This window comes from Tenacibaculum sp. Cn5-46, from assembly GCF_022347705.1.
Classification (GTDB): domain Bacteria; phylum Bacteroidota; class Bacteroidia; order Flavobacteriales; family Flavobacteriaceae; genus Polaribacter; species Polaribacter aiptasiae.
Genome location: NZ_JAKRGD010000001.1, coordinates 183093 through 207678 on the forward strand (window position 1 = coordinate 183093; position 24586 = coordinate 207678).

At 29.5% G+C, this 24586-nt stretch carries 24 protein-coding genes; 10 read left to right on the plus strand and 14 right to left on the minus strand.

Annotated elements, in window-relative coordinates; translation table 11 throughout:
• Positions 1-18 precede the first annotated feature (18 nt).
• From MHN29_RS00800 to MHN29_RS00825, 6 genes are all read right to left on the minus strand, one after another.
• Positions 19-843, minus strand: coding sequence for an OmpH family outer membrane protein (locus tag MHN29_RS00800; RefSeq protein ID WP_235273506.1), 825 nt, complete (start codon positions 841-843; stop codon positions 19-21).
• Between the two features lie 62 nt (positions 844-905).
• Positions 906-3452, minus strand: coding sequence for an outer membrane protein assembly factor BamA (gene bamA / locus MHN29_RS00805; RefSeq protein WP_235273505.1), 2547 nt, complete (start codon positions 3450-3452; stop codon positions 906-908).
• Positions 3445-4197 carry an isoprenyl transferase gene (locus tag MHN29_RS00810; protein ID WP_235273504.1) on the minus strand — a complete coding sequence of 251 codons (753 nt, stop codon included), beginning with the start codon at positions 4195-4197 and terminating at the stop codon, positions 3445-3447. Before MHN29_RS00810 ends, bamA begins: the two co-directional genes overlap by 8 nt.
• Before the next feature lie 2 nt (positions 4198-4199).
• Complete coding sequence (locus MHN29_RS00815; RefSeq protein ID WP_235273503.1) at positions 4200-4892, minus strand: DUF6089 family protein; 693 nt, start codon at positions 4890-4892, stop codon at positions 4200-4202.
• A gap of 107 nt (positions 4893-4999) precedes the next feature.
• The gene (locus tag MHN29_RS00820; protein WP_235273502.1) at positions 5000-5896 is read right to left on the minus strand and encodes an NAD kinase; all 897 of its coding nucleotides are present in this window, start codon (positions 5894-5896) and stop codon (positions 5000-5002) included.
• A 20-nt stretch (positions 5897-5916) separates the two neighbouring features.
• Positions 5917-6576 carry an HPP family protein gene (locus MHN29_RS00825; RefSeq protein WP_235273501.1) on the minus strand — a complete coding sequence of 220 codons (660 nt, stop codon included), beginning with the start codon at positions 6574-6576 and terminating at the stop codon, positions 5917-5919.
• A 59-nt stretch (positions 6577-6635) separates the two neighbouring features.
• Between MHN29_RS00825 and MHN29_RS00830 the strand changes: the two genes are divergently transcribed.
• A complete protein-coding gene (locus MHN29_RS00830) occupies positions 6636-7349 on the plus strand; it encodes a pyridoxine 5'-phosphate synthase (RefSeq protein ID WP_235273500.1) in 714 nt (237 codons plus the stop codon).
• Between the two features lies 1 nt (position 7350).
• Positions 7351-8118 carry an alpha/beta fold hydrolase gene (locus MHN29_RS00835; protein ID WP_235273499.1) on the plus strand — a complete coding sequence of 256 codons (768 nt, stop codon included), beginning with the start codon at positions 7351-7353 and terminating at the stop codon, positions 8116-8118.
• 447 nt (positions 8119-8565) lie between these two features.
• On the opposite strand, the gene MHN29_RS00840 is transcribed toward MHN29_RS00835, so the two are convergent.
• A complete protein-coding gene (locus MHN29_RS00840; protein ID WP_235273498.1) occupies positions 8566-9183 on the minus strand; it encodes a hypothetical protein in 618 nt (205 codons plus the stop codon).
• 296 nt (positions 9184-9479) lie between these two features.
• Positions 9480-9731, minus strand: coding sequence for a hypothetical protein (locus MHN29_RS00845; protein ID WP_235273497.1), 252 nt, complete (start codon positions 9729-9731; stop codon positions 9480-9482).
• A gap of 144 nt (positions 9732-9875) precedes the next feature.
• Here MHN29_RS00845 and MHN29_RS00850 point away from each other — a divergent pair, with 144 nt between their 5' ends.
• Positions 9876-10262, plus strand: coding sequence for a helix-turn-helix domain-containing protein (locus MHN29_RS00850; protein ID WP_235273496.1), 387 nt, complete (start codon positions 9876-9878; stop codon positions 10260-10262).
• Between the two features lie 60 nt (positions 10263-10322).
• Here MHN29_RS00850 and MHN29_RS00855 read toward each other — a convergent pair whose 3' ends face one another.
• Entirely contained in the window at positions 10323-11030 is a 708-nt protein-coding gene (locus MHN29_RS00855) for a hypothetical protein (RefSeq protein ID WP_235273495.1), read from the minus strand.
• A gap of 63 nt (positions 11031-11093) precedes the next feature.
• Positions 11094-11627, minus strand: a complete 534-nt coding sequence (locus MHN29_RS00860; RefSeq protein ID WP_235273494.1) for a nuclear transport factor 2 family protein — start codon at positions 11625-11627, stop codon at positions 11094-11096.
• 124 nt (positions 11628-11751) lie between these two features.
• On the opposite strand from MHN29_RS00860, the gene MHN29_RS00865 reads away from it, so the two are divergent.
• The 4 genes from MHN29_RS00865 (at position 11752) to clpX (ending at position 15630) form a co-directional block, all read left to right on the plus strand.
• Positions 11752-12099 carry a phage holin family protein gene (locus MHN29_RS00865; protein ID WP_235273493.1) on the plus strand — a complete coding sequence of 116 codons (348 nt, stop codon included), beginning with the start codon at positions 11752-11754 and terminating at the stop codon, positions 12097-12099.
• 140 nt (positions 12100-12239) lie between these two features.
• A complete protein-coding gene (gene tig / locus MHN29_RS00870) occupies positions 12240-13562 on the plus strand; it encodes a trigger factor (protein WP_150900003.1) in 1323 nt (440 codons plus the stop codon).
• Between the two features lie 127 nt (positions 13563-13689).
• Complete coding sequence (gene clpP / locus MHN29_RS00875) at positions 13690-14349, plus strand: ATP-dependent Clp endopeptidase proteolytic subunit ClpP (protein WP_150900004.1); 660 nt, start codon at positions 13690-13692, stop codon at positions 14347-14349.
• 42 nt (positions 14350-14391) lie between these two features.
• Complete coding sequence (clpX, locus tag MHN29_RS00880; RefSeq protein ID WP_235273492.1) at positions 14392-15630, plus strand: ATP-dependent Clp protease ATP-binding subunit ClpX; 1239 nt, start codon at positions 14392-14394, stop codon at positions 15628-15630.
• Positions 15631-15709: 79 nt separating this feature from the next.
• On the opposite strand, the gene MHN29_RS00885 is transcribed toward clpX, so the two are convergent.
• Positions 15710-17044 carry a leucine-rich repeat domain-containing protein gene (locus MHN29_RS00885; protein ID WP_235273491.1) on the minus strand — a complete coding sequence of 445 codons (1335 nt, stop codon included), beginning with the start codon at positions 17042-17044 and terminating at the stop codon, positions 15710-15712.
• 122 nt (positions 17045-17166) lie between these two features.
• Complete coding sequence (locus MHN29_RS00890) at positions 17167-18684, minus strand: M43 family zinc metalloprotease (protein ID WP_235273490.1); 1518 nt, start codon at positions 18682-18684, stop codon at positions 17167-17169.
• Between the two features lie 106 nt (positions 18685-18790).
• Between MHN29_RS00890 and dnaG the strand changes: the two genes are divergently transcribed.
• The gene (gene dnaG / locus MHN29_RS00895; protein WP_235273489.1) at positions 18791-20791 is read left to right on the plus strand and encodes a DNA primase; all 2001 of its coding nucleotides are present in this window, start codon (positions 18791-18793) and stop codon (positions 20789-20791) included.
• A gap of 217 nt (positions 20792-21008) precedes the next feature.
• On the opposite strand, the gene nadE is transcribed toward dnaG, so the two are convergent.
• Positions 21009-21797: an NAD(+) synthase gene (nadE, locus tag MHN29_RS00900; protein ID WP_235273488.1), complete on the minus strand. Its 789-nt coding sequence runs from the start codon at positions 21795-21797 to the stop codon at positions 21009-21011.
• 96 nt (positions 21798-21893) lie between these two features.
• On the opposite strand from nadE, the gene gldB reads away from it, so the two are divergent.
• A complete protein-coding gene (gldB, locus tag MHN29_RS00905) occupies positions 21894-22859 on the plus strand; it encodes a gliding motility lipoprotein GldB (RefSeq protein WP_235273487.1) in 966 nt (321 codons plus the stop codon).
• Positions 22859-23197 (plus strand): gliding motility protein GldC, encoded by a 339-nt coding sequence (gldC, locus tag MHN29_RS00910; protein WP_150900011.1) that lies wholly within the window; start codon positions 22859-22861, stop codon positions 23195-23197. The genes gldB and gldC overlap by 1 nt, the downstream gene beginning before the upstream one ends.
• A gap of 26 nt (positions 23198-23223) precedes the next feature.
• Here the strand turns inward: gldC and folK are convergent, their stop codons facing one another.
• On the minus strand, positions 23224-24354 hold the full coding sequence (gene folK, locus MHN29_RS00915) for a 2-amino-4-hydroxy-6-hydroxymethyldihydropteridine diphosphokinase (protein WP_235273486.1): 1131 nt from the start codon (positions 24352-24354) through the stop codon (positions 23224-23226).
• Positions 24355-24586: the final 232 nt, after the last annotated feature.

Here is a 24586-nt window from a genome sequence, read left to right on the forward strand (position 1 = left end):
TTGTTCTTTATTCTTGATTTATTTGTTTTCGTCGGTTTGTTGACTTTCTTTATTCTTTTTTTCTTCTTCTTGTTTTTTTGCTTCTTCTTGTGCCTTTTTTAGAGCTTTTTTCTTTTCTAATAACAATCTTCTTTTTTCATCTCTAGCTTTTAGCTTAGCTTGTCTTTTTTCTTCAATTAATTTAATTCTAGCTAATCTGTCTGCCTTTTTTTTCTTCTTTAATTCTTCTTTTTTAGCAGCTCTTTGTTTTTGTGCTTCACTTAAACCTTCTCCTTTAAGTAATTCTTTTTTAGCTGCTATCTTATCTCTCTTTTCTTGTTTTCTTTGATCAATATTGATCATTTTTACAACAAGATCGCTAATATCGTGTTTTTTGTTTGAATACAGCATAACTAACTCGCTAGATTTATCAAAAACAAAATCGTATTTTTTTCTTGAAGCAATAGTTTGTACTGAATTGTATACTTGATCTTGTATTGGCTTTATCAATTGCCTTCTTAAATTATACATGTCTCCTTTAGGACCAAAATATAACGATTCTAATCTACGTAAAGATTCATGTTTTATTTTAATATCTTCTTCACGTTCTTCAATTAAATCTTTAGTTAAAATGGCTTTTTCGTTAGCTAAATCTGTTTTTAACACTTCAATGGCACGGGCTTCTTTATCTAATCTTGTCTTCCATTTTTCAACTTTTGCATCTAAAGAGTTTTGTGCTTCTAAATATTCAGGGATATTTTGAAGTATATACTCCATATCAATGTATGCTATACGTTGATTTTTTTGAGCAATAGTAATGCTAGTAATAAATAAAAGAACGATTGATAAAATGTTTTTTTTCATCTTGTTATAATGTGTTTAGAAAAAACCGTGCCAAAAACCAGACACATTACAAATGTAAGGTTTTAGAACTGTCTTCCAATAATAAAATGTGTTTGCCAACCAGATTTTTGGGTTAAACCAGGTAATGGATCAAACCCATGGGCAAAATCAATACCTAATAATCCGAAAGCAGGCATAAATATACGAATACCTAGTCCAGCTGAACGTTTTAAGTTAAACGGATTAAATGTACTAAAATTGTCATAAGAATTACCAGCTTCTAAAAATCCTAATGTATAGATTGAAGCAGATGGTTTATCTGTGATTGAATAACGTAATTCTAATTGGAATTTATTATATATTGAACCTCCATCGATAGAAGAAAGTCTATTATTTTCATAACCTCTCAATCCAATAACTTCTCTACCATCTAATTGTCCTTGTGCAATTCCATCACCTCCAACAAAATATCTTTCTACAGGTGTTAATCCTAATTTATCATTGTAAGTTCCTAAATACCCCATCTCAAAATTAGACATCAATACTAATTTATCAGCCAGAGCTGTATACCATTTTCCTTTGGCAGAAATTTTATAATACTCTAACCACTTATATTTATCAGCTAAAAAAGCTTGTCTTTCATCATTAGTTGGGTTATTAGGTTCTGTATAGCTTTTTCCGTTAACTAAAGAATATGGGAAGGTAGCTTTAGCTCTTACTGTGAATTCTGAACCATAAGTAGGGAATATTAAAGTAGGACCTGCTGAATTACGACTTAAAGCAACTGTATATGCTAAGTTGTTTAAGTTTCCTTGACTAATAACATCATTTGAAGAACCTACACGATATCCATAGTTTTGTAGTTCAATTCTTTGGTAACTAATGCTTTGAGATAATGAGAAATAATCATCAGGCCAGCTTAATCGTTTACCTAAACCAACTGTAGCTCCTAAAATACTTAATCTTTGGTTCTTGTCTACTGTATTCGTTTGGAAATCAAATCTATATTGATTAGATAAGTAAACAGAGAAAGATAGTGATTGTGGTGTTTTACCACCTAACCATGGTTCAGTAAATGAAAAGCTATAAGTATTAAAAGTTCTACTTGCTTGTAATCTTAATGATAGTTTCTGACCATCTCCCATTGGTAATGGTTTATATGCTTCTTTATTAAAAATATTTCTAATAGAGAAGTTGTTAAATGAAAGTCCTAAAGTACCAATAAATGATCCTCCACCATAACCACCTTGTAGTTCAATTTGACTACCTCCTTTTTCTACAACAGAGAAATCGATGTCAGCAGTTTTATTTTGATAATCAGGTTTTACGTCTGGAGATACATTTGCATCAAAGAAACCTAATTGTCCAATTTCACGGATAGAACGAATAATGTTTTGACGACTAAATAAATCTCCTGGTTTAACACGTAATTCTCTAAAAATTACATGATCATTAGTTTTATCATTTCCACTAACTGTAACTCTTTTAATAGTAGCAGGCTCATCTTCACGAATACGTACTTCAACAGTAATAGAGTCGTTGTTTACTTTAGTTTCTACGGCATTTACTTGAGAGAATAAATAACCATTGTTGTGATATAAAGTTTGGATGTCTGTTGAAGTTGGAGTCCCATCTCCAGAGATACGCTCTTTTAAAACTTTACCATTATAAATATCACCTTTTTCAATTCTTAAGATACTATGTAAGAACTCGTCTGAATATTTTTTATTACCAATAAACTTAATATCATCAAAACGATATTGGCGACCTTCATCTAATTCGATTTCTAAATTTATAGTGTTGTCATCATTCCAAGTTAATTTATCAGATAAAATACGAGCATCACGATATCCGTTTTCACTATATTTTTCAAGAATACTTTCTAAATCTTCTTTGTAATCGTCTATGATATATTTAGATGATTTCCAAAAACGCCCTAAGAATTTACGTTTGGTATTTTTCATAGCCCCACGTAAAGCTCCATCAGACATAGCTTTGTTACCTATGAAATTGATTTCCTTAATTTTAATACGTTTCCCTTTGTCGATGAAAATATTCATGCTAACCGTATTAACATCAGAAGTGTCTTTTCTAGTATTTAAAGTAACCTTTGTCTTTAAAAAACCTTTGTCAGTATATTTTTTCTTAATGTAGTTTCTAGTAGTTACGATTAAGTTATCAGTAACCATAGCTCCTTTCTTAAGGTCAGTTTCTTTTTGAATTTCTTTTCTTTTAGATTTACTAACTCCAGAAATAGTAACGTTTAATAACTGAGGTAATTCAGTTACATCAAATTGAAGATAAACAGTATTTCCATCTCGTTTAGATAAGTATACATCTACTTCACTAAATTGTTTACTCTCGTATAATTTTTTAATAGCACTGGTAAGTTTATCACCAGGAAGTTTAATAGGTTGCCCATCAACTAAACCTGTATAAACACGTACAGTTTGCTCACTAAATTTTTGCAAACCAGTTACAGTGATTCCTCCTAAAATGTACTCCTTTCCTCTTTCGTAAGAAATAACACCTTTAGTTGCTGTACTATCTTTAGGAATTGTGTTTTGTGCTTGTGTACTCGCCGTTAAAAAGGCGATAAAAAATACTACTAAATACGAATATTTATTCATTGGTTTCAATCTGTTCGCTAGTTTTTCCAAATCTTCTCTCTCTATTTTGATAATCAATTATTGCGTCGAAAAGATGTTCTCTTCTAAAATCTGGCCATAATATATCTGTAAAATATAACTCAGCATATGCCATTTGCCAAAGTAAGAAGTTACTAATTCTTTGTTCCCCACTTGTACGTATCATAAAATCAACGTCGGGCAAATTAAATGTATATAAATGATTATTTATAATTTTTTCGTCTATTTTTTCAATATCTAATTGGTTATTAACAACTTTTTTAGATATGTTTTTGATAGCATTAACAATTTCTTCTCGAGAACCATAGCTTAGAGCAAAGCTTAAAGTGATCTTAGTATTGTTCTTAGTTTCTTCGATAACCTTTGCTAAGATTTTTTGAGCACTTTTAGGTAAACTAGCAATATTACCTACAGCATTTACCTTAACATTTTTTCGTTGAAATTCTGGTAATTCTTTTTTAAGAGTACTTACCAATAAACTCATTAAAGCATCTACTTCAAGTTTAGGTCTATTCCAGTTTTCGGTTGAGAAAGCATAAAGAGTTAAGTATTTTACACCTAAATCCGACGCTGCATCTGCAGTTTCTCTTATGGCAGTTAATGCATTTCTATGACCAAAAACACGTTGCATTCCTTTTCCTTTAGCCCATCTACCATTTCCATCCATTATTACGGCAATGTGATTTGGGACTTTTTGTAAGTCAATGCTTTGTAGTTTTTTTTCCATATTTAATTTGCTAATCCACTATAACACGGTGGTCTTCCAAAGGTATAAACAATTGAGAATCCTGTAAACATATACCAATCGTTTCCTGTACCTCCAAAATTTAAAGAATTTATTTTGTCTGTAGTGAAATCTATATCATCTACAAAGGTTACACGAGCACCTGCTTCAAAAGCAATTGCTAAATTGTCTGCTAACCTTCCTTTTATTCCAATACCAACAGGAATTGAATAAGAAAATTTATTAGTTAGCGTAATTGTATTGTTTGCAGTATTAACAGAAGTAGGACTTTTGTAGTTAAAAGCTGCTATTTCAGCCAATATATATGGTGTAAAAGTTGTTTTATAATCGCTTATATTATAATCGAAGAAGTTAAATTCTAGACCTACAGCAAATTCATTAATGGTATTGTTGAATCTAAAAGCTCCTTGAGGTCTATTTTGTCTAAAAGGATTTTCTGCATTAGCATCATCTCCTGAAACAGGAATGTATGTATATGTTCCTCTTAAAGCTATTCTTGGGTTTAAGTTATATTTATATATAAGTCCTCCTCCAAACTTATTTGGATAAATATAATTAGTTCTACCGATGTCACCTACATAATTAGAGCCTCCAAGAAATACCCCAATTTCATGAGTTTGCGATAAAACTGTTATTGCTGTGAAAGCAAATGATATGAATAGAAAAAATTTTCTCATCGTTAAAATAGCGTGCAAATATAGGAAAATGAATTTGCTTTAAAAAGTTAATAATCTGTCTTTTTGATTAACTTTTTTTTTAATGTTTTATTGTAATTAAAGGAGATTTATAATGATTCATTTCTTGTATCTTCTCCCCATAAAAGTTTACCTCTTAAAGTTTTTAGATAAGATTGATTTTTTAATAAAATACTTTTAATGGTAAAAGGAGCTTTAGAAATTTTAATTTTTGTCTCTTGAGAAACAGTTGTAATACGCGAATCAAGAGATATTAAAAAATCTTTTTCTCTAGCGCTTACTTCAAGTTGTATTGAGGTTTCATCAGGAATTACCATTGGTCTAGCATTTAAATTATGCGGTGCAATAGGAGTAATGATAAAACTTTTTGAATTAGGTAAAACTACTGGCCCATCACAACTTAAAGAGTATCCTGTAGAGCCTGTTGGTGTAGATATAATTAAACCATCTGCCCAATAATTTGTTAAGTATTCGTCGTTTAAATAAGTTTTAACACCAATCATCGAAGTTGTATTTCTTCTTGCTATTGTAACTTCGTTAAGTGCAAAATCTAATTCAGAAAAATCTTCAGCAACTGGACTTGTTTTAATTTGAAGCAAAGTTCTTTCTTGAATGGTGTATTCTTTTCTTAATAATAAATCTACAGCTTCATTTATTTGATCTTTTTGAATTGTAGCTAAAAAACCTAATCTTCCTGTGTTAATTCCTAAAATTGGAATGTTAAGATTACGAACATAAGTTACAGCTCTTAAGATAGTACCATCTCCACCAATACTAAACATCATATCAAATGAATTTGATAAATCTCTAAAATGAGAAAAGGTAGGGTACTTTTTATTTAATGAATTATTTTCAATTAATAAATCATAAAAATCCTTTTCAAAAAAAATAACAATATTTTTATTTTCTAAGGCAGATAATAAAATTTTAATCTCTTTTTCTGCTGTAATGGTATAAGATTGACCATATATAGCTACTTTCTTCACGCTTGATTAGTGTTTTAAGGTTACATGTTTAGATATTTTCTTAGATAAGCAGCTCTGTCTTTAAGCTCTTCTAAATAAAAATCATCTTCATGCTGTGTAATAACATTGTAGTCGTATCTCCTAAAGGTTTGAATGATTTCATTTATTTCTTCAGAAATTATTTTTAAGGTAATTTGTACATTGTCTTGACCTTCAGAAGAAATGTAAAAACCTAAAAGTTTACCACCATTTGTTTCTACGATTTGAGCTATTTGGCTCATCAAATAATCATTTTTACTTTTTGTAATGATTAAAGTATCGCTTTCATTGTGTAAAAATGGACTATCAGCAAAAGCATCTAAGATATCATTTAGCTCATAGTATCCTATGTAATTCATTTCCTTGTTTAAAACTGGAATCAAATTAGAATCATTATCAGCAAATAAAACTATTAAATCTAATAATGTGGCTTTTTCGTTTGTGTAAAAAAGGTCTAATAAATATGAATACTCACTAAGTAAACCATCTTTGTCTTCTATAATTTGTATATCAGCTTCTGGTAAACACCCAATTAGTTTGCCACTTTCTACTATAGGGATGTGAGTTATAGGCAAGTTTTCGCATAACTTTTGTGCATCCTTTACAGTACTCTTTAAAGTAAGAGCCTTAATATCTGTAAGTATAAAATCGTTTATATTCATTACTACGAATATAGTTTAAAAAGTTTTAATGATTTACCTTTGTGGTTTAATTTTATAAGATGACAAAGTTAAGTGTAAATATTAATAAGATTGCAACTTTACGTAATTCAAGAGGAGGAAACGTTCCTAATTTATTAAAAGTTGCAACAGATATTCAAGATTTTGGAGCAGAAGGAATAACTATTCATCCGAGGCCAGATGAGCGTCATATTCGTTACCAAGATGCTTATGATCTTAAATCAATAGTTACTACAGAATATAATATTGAAGGAAATCCAATAGATAAATTTATGAAAATGGTGTTGGAGATTAAACCAACACAAGTAACCTTAGTACCTGATAGTGTAGATGCGTTAACGTCTAATGCAGGTTGGGATACTATTAAGCATCAATCTTATTTACAAGATGTAATTGCTGAATTTAAAAATAATGGAATTAGAACATCAATTTTTATTGATACTGATTTAAAACTCATAGAAGCTGCAGCTAAAACTGGAACTGATAGAATTGAATTATATACAGAAGAGTTTGCTACTCAGTATGAGGCTGGTAACAGAGAAGCTGTAAAGCGTTATACCGAAGCTGCTGTTTTATCACATGAACTAGGTTTAGGGGTCAATGCAGGACATGATTTAAGCTTAGATAATATTAAATTCTTCAAGGAAAACATTCCTAACCTAGCAGAAGTATCAATTGGTCACGCACTTATATCGGAATCATTGTACTTGGGATTAGAGAATGTTGTAAATATGTATTTAGATAGGTTGAAGTAAAATGGAGATTCTACATTCAAGAATTTTAGGAGAAGGAGAACCACTTTTAATATTGCATGGTTATTTTGGAATGGGAGATAACTGGAAATCTCATGCAAATAAATTTGTTGAAGATGGATTTGAAGTTCACTTAATAGATCAGCGTAATCATGGTCGTAGTTTTCATTCAGATGAATTTGATTACGAGTTAATGGTTGAAGATTTATACAATTACATGGAGAATTACAACTTAGAGCAAGTCAATCTGTTAGGGCATTCAATGGGAGGTAAAACTGTTATGTTGTTTGCTACTGAATACCCAGAGCTTGTTAAAAAGTTAATTGTAGCTGATATTTCTCCAAGAATGTATCCACCACATCATCATGATATTTTACAAGCATTAAATTCTGTAGACTTTGAAGTTGATAATTCACGAAAATTAGTAGAGGAAAAATTAAAGGAATTAATTCCAGAGCCAGGAATACGTCAATTTTTATTAAAGAGTACTTATTGGAAGGAAAAAGGAAAATTAGCTTTTAGGTTTAATTTAAAGTCATTAACAGAAAATAATAATGAAGTAGGAGAAGCTTTGCCGTCTTTTACAGTTTTTGAAGGACAAACATTGTTTTTGAAAGGAGAAAACTCTGGTTATATTTCTGAGAATGAAGAGCCACTTATACAAGCGCATTTTCCAAATTCAACAATAAAAACAGTAGCCAATGCTGGGCATTGGCTACATGCAGAAAATCCAAGAGATTTTTATCAGCTTGTGGTAGATTTTATTATTTAGTATTCAAATCAATTCATTATAAAAATCAGTTTTTAAAAAACAGATGAGAAGAAAATGAATAAAAAATTTAACAATAAAAATTGATTATGTTTCAAATAATAATAAATCATAAAAGCTATATTTAATAGACCTGTACCATAGATTGTATATTTAATAAAACTGTCATTTGGTATATATAGGTTTAGAATTGAAAAGGTTAATAGAATTGAAAATATTAATCCTGTGATAACTAAATTTAGCTTTGAAATTTTCTTTTTTGAGTTGATGATTAATCTTAAGGGAAAGAAATATAAAGAAATAAGTAATGCAAAAAAAGCATATACATATATTGGAATTATTTGTTTAGTAGTTGTGAATAGAAATATGTAAGAAATTATAACTATTAAATAATCAACTTTGTTTTCAATGGTGTTTAAACTTTTCATAAGAAATAAATTTAGTTAAAAATTAAATGCAATCCCACAAACAAGAGCCAAACCATTTAGAAGTGGTTTGAGCAGCAGAAACTAAGAAGAATGCTTTGTCAACCCAGTTTGAATTTGATAAATTTTGCGCTTTTCGATACATACAACAATTCATACAGCCTCGATGAGCACAATCTTCCCAATCCTTGGCTTCGTAAGTTTCATTACTTAAATTTACATAATTCATTAGTTTCTGATAAAAATCTATGGCATTAATACAAAAGAGCTTGTCAGATTCGTTAATACTTTTGTTTTGAATTTGTTGGATGTATGAGTTAGTGAACTGAGTTATATTGTCTTTTGTATTTAAATCAGTGAAATACTGTTTTAATATTTCGCTTTGGACTTCGTTTAAAGATTCTGTTTTTAGTTTTAAATCAGTTTGTTTGCCGTAATAATCATTAAGAATAATTTCTATTTTAGTATTTATTTCTTTTTTATTTTTAGTAGCAGACAATTCATCAAGACTGTTAAAAAAGTTTTCGTTTTTTTGAAGTATTTGGTCAACAGCAGTTAGTTGAATAACAGAATCTGTTTCTTTTTCATTTTGACAACTTAAGAACAATACAATTAGTATTGTTGATATTTTTAAATATTTCATAGTCATTATTTTAAAATTTAAATATTATGTGTTTATAGCTTGAGCAAGCATATTTGCATAGCTGCTCTATTGTAAATTGTGTAAGGAAAGCTTAAGTTGTTGTTAAGGTAAATGGTTCCCAATTATTGTTTAAGTAGAGTAAGAATGTATTGCTCTGTATCTCTTGTAGGAATTGAGACTAAATGGAGTTATTGTTAAAAGAGCTAAATAATTGGTGGTTAGAGAAGAGGGATATTTATTAGTTTTTTCTCATACTTTTTGTTTTGGTTTTAAATTTACTATTGTTCAATTATTACCTAATCTCTTTTTATCTGTTTAATAAGATTATTAAGTTCTGAATCAATTGATTCCTGTTCTTTTAAATGATTGTTAAAAACAGTAATGATAGCCTTGGCAATAATCAAGTTTTTTCTTTTTCCAGAGTAAACTTTTTGAATGGTTTCTAAGGAAAATTCGTGTCCATTTTGAATTAAAAATTCTCGAACCTTTTCTCTGTATTTAGGAGGTTTAATTTTTTCTAATTCATTGCGTTGTGTTATTGATATCATAAAAACTGCAGTTAATTTTTATAAAACACATAACAAATAATTTTATATTTGTACGTATTTTGTACTTATAACACTACAAATATACAAACAAAATTCCTTAATACAAACAAAAATCGAAATTAATTAGAAAAAAGTTGTTTTTGAATGGAAGATTTTATAGATGAAACGTATAAAAGAGTAGAACAAATAATTAACTATAAAAGGTTTAATATCAGGTCTTTTGAAGAGGAGATTAACGTTTCAAACAATTCGATAGGAACAGCAATTAGAAGAAAATCGTCATTTAAGAGTAATGTGTTAAACAAAATTCTCCATTCGTTTCCAGAAATAGATCCAACTTGGTTGTTAACAGGAAAAGGAGAAATGCTTTTAAATAATAGAGGAGAATATGTGGCAAGTGAACCTAGTTCATTATATAAACCAGAAACAATTGCTAATCAGGTAAAAGAAAGTTTACTTAAGTTACTTTTAGAAGATGGAGAAGTTAAAAAAGCATTAATAACTCAAATAGAAGAGGGGTTAAAAAAGTAAAACCCTGATTAGTTTAACTAACCAAGGTTTTGTTGCATTTAAATAAAAAATAGAATTTTGTTATATTCTTCTGTCTTCTCTACGTTCTCTTCTGTCTTCTCTGACTTCTTTGTAGTCTTCATTTAATTCTGCTCTGGTAGCATTAATATCAGCTAACATAGTTTTAGCAAATTCGCGTAATAATTTAGTGTTGGTAGCAAGTTTATGCTTGCCAGACTTGTTTTTAGAAATAACTAAATTGTAAGCTTTGATAGAACGATAAATCTCTTTTTGTCTGTTCGTTCTCGAAATTTGAGAAGCTAAATCTCTTTGATCGTCTCTAAGGTCACGTTTATCATCTCTTTTATCACGAACATCATCGGTGTATTCACGACGTTGTTTTTTTGTGTTTCTATAAGCAACATCTCTTCTTGATAATCTAGCTTCACGTTTAGAAGCTCTTAATTCCGATTTGCTCCTCTTTACTTCTTTTTGATCTTGTATAATTTTTCGTTCGCTTTGAGCAATCTCTCTTTTCATATCAGAAAGAAGATCGACTTTTATTCTCTTGAGTTTAGCGTTGTTGTGATTAATAAAAGCGTTTTCAAAAGCATTAATTTTTGATTTAAAACTATGAAGTTGTTTAAAGTCTTTTTCTAATTGAGCTTTATTAGTTTTAATCTCTTTTTTATTATCTATAGCTTCTTTAGTGTTTCTAACAAATTGAGCATTGGCAATGCTTATAAAAAAGCAAAAAGCTATACAGTAGGTAAAATTAAATCTTTTCATAATTCAAAAGGTTTTGTTTGCTATTTAGACCTAGAGAAATGAAAAAGGTTTAAATTAAAAGTGTTAAGGAGTTTTTAAAATGAATGTGTCAAGTTCATTTATATTATGAGCTTTTACATAATCTTTTTCACCAGTACTATTGTTTTCATTAGAATCATAATCCATGAAAATTTTCCAAACATTATTTTCTTTGGTAAGAATTACGTGAAATTTACCGTAATAAATTTGTTCTTTTTTGTCAGGTTGTTTTCTTGTTAATTTGTAAATACCTCTTTCACTGGCAATAGAATCGTTATTAATTCTTTCAAAAAAGCGAAGTGAAATATTGCTTGTAATATTTTTCTCTTTAGTTTTAGAAAAACTAGTTTTATAATTATTTATATATGTTTTGTAATCAGAAATTCTTTTACCACCGGAGATTCTAATTAGTTTTTTTGAGTGGATTTTTCCCATTATTTGATAGTCCAAAGAATCAAATGCTTGATAAAATTTAAACCAAGTTTTATTAATGTCTTCAAGGTTTTTTCTCGATTGAGAATAATTATGGTTTGAAATTATAAATAATAGCAGAAAGAAGAAGGTGGCTTTTTTAAACATGACTTTTTGTTGTTAAAAAATAAAAAGAGGTATTAAAAATAGTTAAAATAATTTACTAAACTGCCAAAACAGCAGTCTTTTAGCTTTGGTATGGTTATGGATTTAGAGAAGAAAAAACGAAGAGATGAAAGTATTTTTAAAATTATTGTTAACGGCTTTAGCTGTTATTGTATTAGCAAATATATTACCAGGAATAATGGTGAATAATTATGTTACTGCTGTAATAGTTGCAGCGGTAATTTCACTGTTAAATATGTTTGTACGTCCGTTATTAATATTTTTTACATTACCAGCTACTATAGTTACCTTAGGTTTGTTCCTTTTTGTAATAAATGCAATTATAATATTGTTAGCAGGTAAGTTAGTAGGTGGATTTGTGGTAAGTGGATTTTTTGCTGCACTATTATTTAGTGTGTTATTGTCCATATTTAGGTCGATACTATTCTCGCTTTTAAAAGAAGAAAAGAATTAAAAAACACAAGATGTTTAGAATCAAGAGGTAAGACGATTAAATAAAAGAAAAGAAAGTCGATATTCTTGTGTCTAATTGTCTTGTTTCTAAATAAATAAAGTAGTAATTTTGCACCCGATTTTAAAGAAACAGATTTTAAGATGAATATTACAAAAGAAAACGTAGATGCGCTAAACGCAGTTGTAAAAGTTGATATAGTTGCAGAAGATTATCAAGATAAAGTAACAAAAGTATTAAACGATTACCGTAAGACAGCGAACATCCCAGGATTTAGAAAAGGTCAAGTACCAATGGGGATGGTAAAGAAGCAATACGGAAAATCAGTAATGATAGATGAAGTAAACAAGCTTTTACAAGAATCATTAAATAAATTCTTAGTTGAAGAGAAGTTAGATATTTTAGGTAACCCATTACCAAAAGTACAAGATGATTTTAATTGGGATGCTGATAAATTTTCTTTTGAGTTCGAATTAGGATTAGCTCCTGAATTTGACGTAAACTTAAAACCAAAGAAAAAAGTAACTCAATATAATATTGTTGCAACTGACGAATTAATCGAGAAAGAATTAGAAAACATTCAAACTCGTTATGGTAAAATGTCAGCTAAAGAAGAAGGTACAGAAGTAGCTAACATTACTGGTACATTTGTAAACGAAGAAAAAGAGATTAACAAAAAATCTACAATCTCTGTAAAAGATATTAAAGGAAAAACTAACTTAAAGAAGTTTGTTGGAGCTAAAGTTGGAGATGTTTTAGAATTAAAAACTAAAAACTTATTCGAAGAAGAGCACAAATTACAACAAGCTTTAGGAGTTTCTCATGATGATGCTAAAGAATTAGAGATTCCAGTTACTTTAACAATCGAAGAAATTACAGAAATTGAACCAGCTGAGTTAGATAAAGAATTATTTGACAAGTTATTTGCTGATGGAAGTGTAAATACTGTTACTGAATTAAAAGAAAAAATTAAAGAAGACGCAGAAAAGCAATTCCAACAACAAGCAGATCAGCAATTGTTAAATGCAGTTACTGAAAACTTAGTTGAAAACACAAAGTTTGACTTACCAGTTGAGTTTTTACAAAAGTGGTTACAAACTGCCGGAGAGAAGCAATTAACAACTGAAGAAGCTGCTGCAGAATACGAAAAGTCTGAAAAAGGATTACGTTACCAATTAATCGAAGGAAAGATTATGAAAGATAACGATATCAAATTAGACTATGCAGAGTTAGTTGACTATGCAAAAGGATTTATCCGTGCTCAAATGGCTCAGTTTGGTAACATGAACCCAGAAGAAAAAGAGTTAGATGATATCGCAGGAAGAATCTTACAAAATCAAGATGAGGCTCAAAAATTACAAGGACAGTTAATAAGCCAAAAATTATTAGCTTTCTATAAAGAAAATATGAGTTTTGATACAAAAGAAGTTTCTTACGAAGATTTCATTAAAGAAGTATATAAGTAACAGTTTAAGGCTGATATGATTGAAAAACCTGAATGAAAATTCAGGTTTTTTTAGCCATAAACAGTAACAAAATACTAACGAAATAGTTCTTATATTTACATCATATAACCAAAAAAACATTTTAAGAATGGATTACGGAAAAGAATTCGAGAAATACGCAACAAAGCACCACGGAATAAATAGCACATACTTAGGAAAAGTAACAAGCAGTTTAACTCCATACATTATGGAAGAGCGTCAAATGAATATTACTCAAATGGACGTTTTCTCTCGTTTAATGATGGATAGAATTATCTTTTTAGGAACTGGTATTAACGACCAAGTAGCTAATGTAATTCAAGCGCAATTATTATTCTTAGAAAGTGTAGATGCAAGTAAAGATATTTCAATCTATATCAATTCACCAGGAGGAGGAGTTTATGCAGGTTTAGGTATTTACGATACTATGCAGTTTATTAAGCCAGATGTAGCTACAATTTGTACAGGTATGGCAGCTTCAATGGGAGCAGTTTTAATGTGTGCAGGAGAAAAAGGAAAGCGTTCAGCATTACCACACTCGCGTATCATGATTCACCAACCATTAGGAGGAGCACAAGGACAAGCTTCTGATATGGAAATTACTGTAAAAGAGATAGGGAAGTTGAAAACTGAATTATATAATATTATTTCACACCATTCAGGGCAACCTTTTGACAAAGTTCATGCCGATTCTGATAGAGATTATTGGATGAAAGCTGATGAAGCAAAAGCTTACGGAATGGTTGATGAGATTTTAACAAGAAAATAAGAATAACAATAGCTAAGTAATAATTAGCTCAAAGTTGATAAGATGTCGAAAGAAGAAAATTTACAATGTTCCTTTTGTGGGCGTAAAAAACCAGAAACGGATTTATTAATCGCTGGTTTAGATGCACACATTTGTGATAAATGTATTGAACAAGCTCATGGAATAGTTGAGGAAGAAATTGCTGAAGCTAAAACAGGAGGTTTGTCTCAAGATTTAACATTAAAGAAGCCAAAAGAAATTAAAGCTTTTTTAGATGAATATATTATTGGACAAACAGAAACCAAAAGAGCAATGTCTGTAGCTGTGTATAATCACTATAAGCGATTATTACAAGTTAAAGATGATGAAGATGAAGTTGAGATTGAAAAGTCAAACATTGTTTTAGTTGGAGAAACAGGAACAGGAAAAACATTAGTAGCTCGTACTATTGCAAAAATGTTAAATGTTCCATTTTCAATAGTTGATGCAACAGTTTTAACACAAGCAGGGTATGTAGGAGAAGATGTAGAAAGTATTTTGAGTCGTTTATTACAAGCTGCTGATTATGATGTTGAAAAAGCAGAGAAAGGGATTGTTTTTATTGATGAGATTGATAAAATAGCGCGTAAAGGTGATAATCCTTCAATAACTAGAGATGTTTCTGGAGAAGGTGTTCAACAGGCTTTATTAAAGCTTTTAGAAGGAGCCGTAGTAAATGTGGCACCAAAAGGAGGTAGAAAGCACCCAGAACAAAAGTTTATTGAGGTAAATACTAAAGATATTTTATTTATAGCCGGAGGAGCATTTTCTGGAATAGATAGAATTATTAGTAATCGTTTAAATATGCAAGCGGTAGGTTATAGTGCGTCAATAGATGAAGACAAGATTGATGAGAGTAATTTATTACAATATATTATTCCTTCAGATTTAAAATCTTTTGGATTAATACCAGAAATCATTGGACGTTTACCTGTATTAAGTTACATGAATCCTTTAGACGCAAAAACTTTAAGAGCTATTTTAACAGAGCCTAAAAACTCAATCATTAAGCAATATACTAAATTGTTTGCTATGGATGATGTAGAGTTCTCGTTAACAGAAGAAGCATTACAATACATTGTTGATAAAGCAATAGAGTATAAATTAGGAGCACGTGGATTACGTTCGTTATGTGAAGCTATTTTAACTGACGCAATGTTTGATATGCCTAGTTCTGATGATAAAGAGTTTATAGTAACTAAAGAATACGCTGAGGCAAAATTAACGAAGTCAGCTTTAAAGAAATTAAGAGCAGCTTCTTAAATTTAGTTAGCTCATAAATAAAAAAAGACCACATTTTAAAAATGTGGTCTTTTTTTATAATACTATTTTAAAACTAAGATTAACTTCTAATCTTACTGTGTTTTTTAATCCATTCATTGAGTTGTACTGGAGTTAATTTGTACTTCTGCTGTACTTCTTTTTTCTTACTTAGTATATAAGTAGGGTTTAAAACTGCAGCATCATATTCGCCTACGACAGCTTTTTTAAACTTTGTATAATGGCTATCTGTAGTTTCCTGTGGTTGCTCTGTTTTAGCTTTTAAAGAAGGAGTACCAAATGAGTTTATCCATTCTTTAAATTGCTCAGGATTTAACTTGTATTTTTTTTGAATTTCCTCTTTTTTACTTTGTAAGTAAGCTGGACTTAATACTAACTTTTCATATTCTTCTACCGCAGCTCTTTTAAATTTTGAATAATGAGCAATTGTGCTTTTTTTCTGAGAATTTGCATTAGAAGCGTTATTAGCGCTTAAATTAGAGTATTTTGCTATCCATTGAGCAAATTGTTCTGGGTTTAACTGGTACTTTTGTTGAAGTTCAGCTTTTTTATTGTCTAAATGAGCTTGATCTAATACCAATTTATCATATTCAGTAATAACTGAAAGTTGAAACTTCTCATAATAATTAGCTGCAGAGTCACTAGATTGACTACTTGTACTAACCTTAGGTGTTTCTACCTTTTTTTGAGGAGTCGAGTTTTGAGGTGTGTTTTTTTTCTCAGTATTATTTGCAACAGTATTATTGTTAAGTACTTCTGAAGCTTTATTAGCATAAGAAGTAGTTCCATCTTTATACCAACCAGAAGGAATGTTATTAAGTTGAGAATCGTTAGCTACGATAACATCTATTTTATTACTAGTAGCATCTAAGTTTTCAAGATTGTGACAACCTTTAACATCAAGTTCAGTTAGGTTGTTAAAGCTACAGTATAGAGTTTCTAAACGATCGTTGTTTCCTAAAATTAAACTACTTAATTTATTGTTGTCACAACTTACATATACTAATTCTGTATTATTGCTAAGATTTAAACTTTCTATTTGATTTTCACTACAGTTTAAGAAAGTAATCGATTTACTTTTTGATAAATCAATTTTAGTAATATTGTTACCAAAACAGTCTAAACGCTTTAAATTAGGAAAGCTTTCTAAACCAGTTAAATCTTTAATTTTAGAATGTACATTAGGTAATAGTTTGTTTGTTATAGGATTATTAATATTTAAATTAACAACATAAGCGGCATCGCTAACTAAAATGTTACCATTTAAACCATTAGTATCAATGTCTAAGTCAATTAAACATTCTTCAAGACCAATATCAGGGATACGTATAGTTTCTTGAGAAAATAAATTAGCGCATAGAAATAAAGATAACCAAAGGCCTATATATGTTTTCATAAAAAGGGAATTTTAGCGTCAAAAGTATAAAATTTCGATATAATTACCCTTAAAAGAGAACTTATTTTTAAGTTTAAACCGTTAAAAGGTTTTTACCATAACAACAATAAAAAGATAAAAAATTAAATATCAATTTTATAGATTGTTCTTTTTATTTGCATGCCATTTTCTAAAACCTTTTTTATAAAATAATATTTATTAGGCGGTAACTCTCGTTCATAATAAGGATTTGTTTTAATGTCGTTCAATCCTAATGTTTGTGTTTTATAATAGCTATCACCTAATGACTCCTTAGAGGTAATAGTAACAGAAGTAATTGGTACTGAATTAGAATTTTTAGCTTTAAATCCTCCTAGGCAAGTGTACACAATAATATTGTTTCCAAGTTGTTTAATTTTTACAGCTCTAATGTACCCTGTGTCTTCAGGAGTTTCATCTTTACTTACAGTATGCTCTAATCTGAGTTTTCCAGGAGTATCACAAGGAGCTTGGGTGTGATAAAACTCATAATCAAACCCTTTTTGAAACTTATGGACAATTTTACTTGGAGTTCTATAAACAATTTCATTCCCAAAATTATTAGGATCAGGCTCAGTATGTGTAACTTCTCCTAGTATAATTTTTGAAGCATAAGGTTCGTATAAACTTTCTAGAGAGTTCATTACTTTAGCAAATTTAGTATCCGAATTTTCTCTAATAGCTGTTCTCATTTTGTCTCCTTGTCCCTTTGTAAATACTGCATTTTCTAAAGATCTACAAGGCAATGTGCTTGAACTCATAAAATTATTAGCAGGGATATTGGAAAACTCAATATTGCATTTAGAATTATTGTTGGTACCAGTGTATGTAGAACAATCAGAGTCAACTTCGCTACTGTCATAAGTAGTAGATGGAGCAGTGTCATCAACATGGTCATTTGCGTGAGCTAATTCACAATTTGAGCTATTCCAGTTATGATAAGTATGTAATAAAGATAAGTTATGACCAATTTCATGAGGTAAAGTAGAGGTTAATAAATACTCATCATCAATAACAGTATTAACACCATTTCTATTAGCCATACCAGAATACTTAATAAACTGAATATTGTTGTTGAAAATTTTATCAACTATAAAAATATTAAAACTATCATCCTGATACTTATTAATGTCTTTAGAATATTGGACTAACTCATTAAAAGTACCAAATGGAGTTTGGCCTTGTAGTCCATGAAAAACAGTAAGCTTATTTGAATTATTTATATGATTAAAGCCTTTAAACTTAAAGTATATATCAAACTGATTAAACTTATCATTAAGTATTGTAATGGCTTCAATAATGTTACTTTCCTCTATAGGGATTTCTCTGGTTCCATCATCTTTATTAACAATATGAAAAAATACATTAATAACATATTTTGAGTCATCAAAGGAAGCTGAAGAAGTATTTTTATGAAGGTTTAGTTCGCTGTTAATTAGATTTATGTCGTAGATAGAACCACACTGGGGAGGTATAATTTTTTTTTCTAAAACGTATTCTTCAACTTTATTTAGTTCAAGACTTTTGTTTTTTAAAAGTTCACTAATTCTTTTTTGAGATATACCATTTGCTATGCATAGAATGGTAAACAGGAGTACGAGGGATATCCTTTTTCTATTCATAAGTATTTGTTTTTTAGCTACTTAAAGCCTAATAAATATACTCCTATTTTTTTAAAAAAGAAAATTTTTAAAAGCATTATCTTTGAAAATTCAATATTTATAGCCAATGATAACTCAACAAACGATAGAAAAAGTATTTGAAACTGCTAGAGTAGAAGAAGTGATAGGTGAGTTTGTACAGTTAAAGAAATCGGGAAGTAGTTTTAAAGGATTAAGTCCATTTACAGATGAAAGGACTCCTTCATTCATGGTATCTCCAGTAAAACAAATATGGAAAGACTTTAGTACAGGAAAAGGAGGAAATGCAGTGTCGTTTTTAATGGAGCATGAGCATTATACTTATCCTGAGGCTATTAGGTGGTTAGCAAAAAAATATAATATTGAAATAGAAGAAACTGAGCAGTCTGACGAGCAAAAACAGCAAATGAATGAGCGTGAAAGTATGTTTTTAGTTTCAAAATTTGCTAAAGATTACTTTCATGATGTATTAATGAACAGCCAAAAAGGTAGAGCTATAGGGTTGTCTTATTTCAAAGAAAGAGGTTTTAGAGAAGACATAATAGAAAAATTTGATTTAGGGTATTGTAAAGATGAATGGGATAATTTTACCAATGCAGCTTTAAGTAAAGGATACGACCTAAAATATCTAAAGTCAACAGGTTTGACTATTGTAAAAGAAGGCGGGGCTCAAGATAGAAAATTTGACCGTTTTAAAGGACGTGTAATGTTTCCAATACATAGTATGTCTGGTCGTATTTTAGGTTTTGGAGGAAGAATACTTACAAATGATAAAAAGGCAGCTAAATATTTAAATTCACCAGAAAGTGAGATTTACCATAAGAGTAAAATTTTATACGGTATTTATCATGCAAAGAAAGAAATTGCTAAACAAGATAATTGTTTTCTAGTAGAAGGATATACAGATGTAATTTCGTTTTATCAATCTGGAGTAGAAAATGTAGTCGCTTCATCAGGTACTGCTTTAACCCCGGATCAAATACGTTTAATAAATCGTTTAACAAAGAATATAACTGTTTTATTTGATGGAGACGCGGCAGGAATTAGAGCATCAATTAGAGGTATAGATTTAATTCTAGAACAAGGAATGAATGTAAAAGTGGTTTCCTTTCCAGAAGGAGAGGACCCTGATAGTTTTGCGAAAGCTCATTCAAGTAAAGAATTAAAAGATTACTTAGAAAATACAGCCCAAGATTTTATAGAGTTCAAAGTATCTTTATTAATGAAGGAAGCTGCAAATGATCCAGTAAAGAAAGCTGGATTAATCCGTGATATTGTAACGAGTATTTCTAAAATTCCAGATGGAATTCAAAGAGAAGTATATGTGCAAGAGTGTGCTAATATTATGGATATATCTGAAAGAGTATTGTTTAGTGAGTTAGCACAATTACTAAGTAGAAGCGGAGGAAATAGCGGAGGTCAATCGCAAAGTTCTTATTCAGAGCCTCAACGTATGCAAGAGAGAGAGCAGCCTAGAATGGGGGTTGTTAAAGGAAAAGGAGCTAAGGCAAATCAGAAAATAGATCAATTAAATATTTTAGAGAAAGAAGTAATAAGAATATTATTACTGTATGGAAATGAAGTAATAGAATTTGTAAACTGGGTAGACGGAGTAGATGAAAAAGGAAGACCTATTTTAGAAAAAGAAGAGTATCAAAACTCAGTTTGTAATGAGTTGTATCTAAATTTACAAGAAGACGAAATTGAATTTACCAATGAAGTATTTAGGTTAACTTATTATGAGTTAATTCATCAATTGAATCAAGATGAAAAAATATCTATAGATCAATTGATAATGCATGAAGATACTAATATATCAAACCTAGTTACTAATGTTTTAATGGATGAAGAAAAATATTCATTAAGCGATTGGGAAAGAAAAGAAGTGTTTGTTACAGATACTATAAAAATACTTCCAAAATTAGTGTCAGATGCAGTATTGAATTTAAGAAGAGTTTTGATAGAAGAAAAAATTAAAGAGATACTGGAACAAGTACAAACAGAAAATAAAATGCCTGATTTAGAGGAAATTTCTAATTATACCGATTTAAAAAAGCGTCTGTTTGAAAAGTTAAATAGAGTAGTTTAACGTTAACTTATTTTAAACGTTAACAGAAATTAACAATTGTATACGATTTTTTTGTAACTTTATCCCGAGGAAAGAACAAGAAAGAACAAAAATTATGAGAAAATTGCTGCAGTTTTTTGAACTGCTTAGACTGCTGGTTTTATTGCCGTTTAAAATATCTAACGGTGAAAAGAAACGTACTTATCAAAAGATTAAACGGCAAATGATGCTGGTTAATTTACTTTAAATCTAAAGGAATTTCACAAACAGGTATAGGGATCATTTTATGTTGATTAATTCGGTTAAGACGCGTATATATTTTATATACTTCTAGTTCTCTACCAGAAAAATCATCATTAGTTTTCCCTATATTTTGCATTTCCATAGCCCATTCTAATTCATCATATGAAGCACCAATTTGGTCTTCGTCTGTTCTACTATCACCAAATAAACCATCGGTAGGTTGTGCCGTTTGGATAGAGTTCGGTACGCCTAAATATTCCCCTAAAGCATATACTTCAGATTTTACTAAATCAGCAATAGGGCTTAAGTCAACTCCACCGTCTCCATATTTTGTGTAAAAACCAACTCCGAAATCTTCAACTTTGTTACCTGTACCAGCAACTAATAAACCGTGTAAACCAGCAAAATAATATAAAGTTGTCATACGTAAACGTGCACGGGTATTTGCTAATGCTAAATCTGTTTTAGCAGAAGATTCAACTTCAGGTACTACAGTTTTAAAGTCTTCAAAAGTAGAAGTTAAATTAACTTCAACCTCACTTACATTGTCAAAGCGCTCTTTAAGTTGTTTAATGTGTTCATTGGCTCTGTTAACTTGGCTTTCTGCTTGATGTATAGGTAATTCAACACATAAAGTAGGTAGTCCAGTTTTGGCACATAAAGTAGAAGTAACAGCACTATCAATACCTCCAGAAACACCTACTACAAAACCATTTACCTTAGCATTGTTAGCATAGTCTTTTAACCATTGAATTATATGTTCAGCTACTTTAGGTGTATTCATAATGAAAGATATTTTAATGAAAGTTTATATAAAGATGATATAAACTATTTTAGTAATTTCGACGTTGTAATTTTGAATGTAAATATACTAAAGTTCATGAGAAAATTTTTGACACTTTGTGTTTTAGTTTTAGGAATGGTTTCTTGTAAAAAAGAGGGAAAATCGAAGTTAGATGTTGATGTTTCTAACATAAAAGTTAATGTAGAAATTGACCGTTTTGATATAGATTTTTACAACATATCAGAAAAGAGTTTGGAACAAGTAAAAAAAGAATACCCAATATTATTTCCTTTAAATGTTCACGATAGTATATGGGGAAATAAACGAAATGATAAAGACGAACAAGAGTTATTTATAGAAACTCAACGTGTGTATAATGATATAAATGAATTAGATTTAGAATTAGTTTCATTATTTAAACATGTGAAATATTACAATCCAAAATTTGTAAGTCCGAAAGTAATTACAATGCTGACTAATATTGATTATGATAACCGTATTGTTTATTCAGATAGTTTGCTGTTAATTTCATTAGATTCTTATTTAGGAAAAGAACATGAGTTTTATAATGATTATCCTGCATATGTTAAAGAGAATAATAAAAAAGAAAATATAATTGTTGATGTTGCTAAAGCAATAATAAGTAAGCAAATGTATCCTAGCAGGTCAAGACGCTTTATAGATAAAATGATATACAAAGGAAAGAAAATGTACTTGTTAGATGCTTATTTACCAAATGTACTAGATGAATATAAAATAGGGTATCCAAAAGTTAAGTTTGATTGGGCTGTAGATAATGAAGAACAGATATGGAAGTATTTTGTAGGAAAGGATTTATTATATAGTACTAGTAAAGAAAATGATAAAAGGTTTTTAAACTTGGCTCCATTTTCTAAGTTTTATATGGAAGGAGATGGAGAATCGCCAGGAAGAATAGGTGAGTGGATAGGTTGGCAAATAGTACGCTCATATATGCAAAAGAATGATGTATCTTTGCGAGAATTATTACAAACGGACGAAGAAACAATATTCAATAAATCAAAATATAAACCGAAGAGATAATGGCAATAGAACATACTTCAAAGATTACTTTTAAAGTAGGGTTAGATGAGAATAGAATTCCAGAAGAGATTTCATGGAGTGCTGAAGATGGAGGAATAACAAACGAAGCATCAAAAGCAATCATGTTGTCTGTTTGGGATCATAAAAAAAAGGATACCTTACGTATGGATTTGTGGACTAAAGATATGCCTGTAGATGAAATGAAGCAATTTTTTCATCAAACATTAGTATCGATGGCTAATTCATTTGAAAGAGCTACCAATGATGATAAAATGAGTGCAACAATGCGCGATTTTTGTGATTATTTTGCAGAGAAACTAGAATTGGTTAAAAAATAAAAAAAGCAGCTTTTAAGCTGCTTTTTTTATGTTGTATGATTTTTGATTTTATTAATTATAAAATGATAATCTTCAGGATTATTTACAAAATCTAAATCAGAAACATCAATGATTAAAATATTTAAATCTGATTGTGTTTTTATAAAGTTGCTATAGCCATCATGTATTTTCTGTAAATAACTAGCTTCAATATTTTGTTCGTATTCTCTACCTCTTTTTTTAATATTTTGTAAAAGACGCTCAGTGTTTTGATATAAATAAACGTATAAATCAGGTTTAGTTATTTCTTTATACATTAAATCGAACATTTTTCTATACAATTTATACTCATCTTCTTGCAATGTGATTTGAGCAAAAATTAAAGATTTAAATATATAGTAGTCAGAAACGATAAAGTTTTTGAAAAGATCAAACTGGGCTAAATCATCAGATAATTGTTGATATCTATCAGCAAGAAAACTCATTTCTAGAGGGAAAGCATATCGTTCATTATCATTATAAAACTTTGGAAGAAAAGGATTGTCTGCAAAACGTTCTAATACAATTTTAGCATTAAATTCATCAGACATCATATTAGCTAAAGAAGTTTTTCCCGCACCAATATTTCCTTCAATAGCTATATAATTATACTTTTCAGTAATAGGAATAGGTCTTTTTAACGCTTCGTTAATAGGCGTTATTTCTGAACTGTCCGCACAGTTTTCAAGGCAAATATATAAATGCTTTTTTTCTATTGGGTGAATTGTATTTCTAGCTATTTCAACCAAAGGAACTAAAGCAAACTTACGTTCTAACATTCTTGGGTGTGGAACAATTAAGTTTTTTGAAAAAATTATTTCATCATCAAATAATAAAATGTCGATATCAATAATTCTATCGGTATAACCTTCAGAAGTATTTCTAATTCTACCTAATTCTTTTTCAATAAAAAGTAACTTTTTTATCAAGGTTTCAGGAGGTAAATAAGTAGAAACTTTAATACATGTGTTGTAAAAATTAGCTCCTTCAAAGCCTAAGGAAGGAGTTTCATATACAGTTGCAATTTTTTGAATAGCACCGATTTGATCGGCGATTAAATTAACTGCACTTTGAATATTTTGCAACTTATTCCCTTGGTTTGTTCCTATAGATAAATATGTAATTCTTTGTATTTTCATGAGTAGAGTGCAAAGAAAAATAAAACTTAAATAAGAACGAGCAAAAAATAAAATTTTTATTTAACAAATTTCTTCATAAAAGGATAGGGTAAACTACTTTTTACTTGTTTTAATACTGAATTTCTTTAAGAGTAAATTTTTTAATAGATTATTGGGGAATAATCAAAACGAACTCTACTAAGGCTACTATTGACAGTGGCCTTTTTTATTAAGATTAATAAGGTTATAAAAA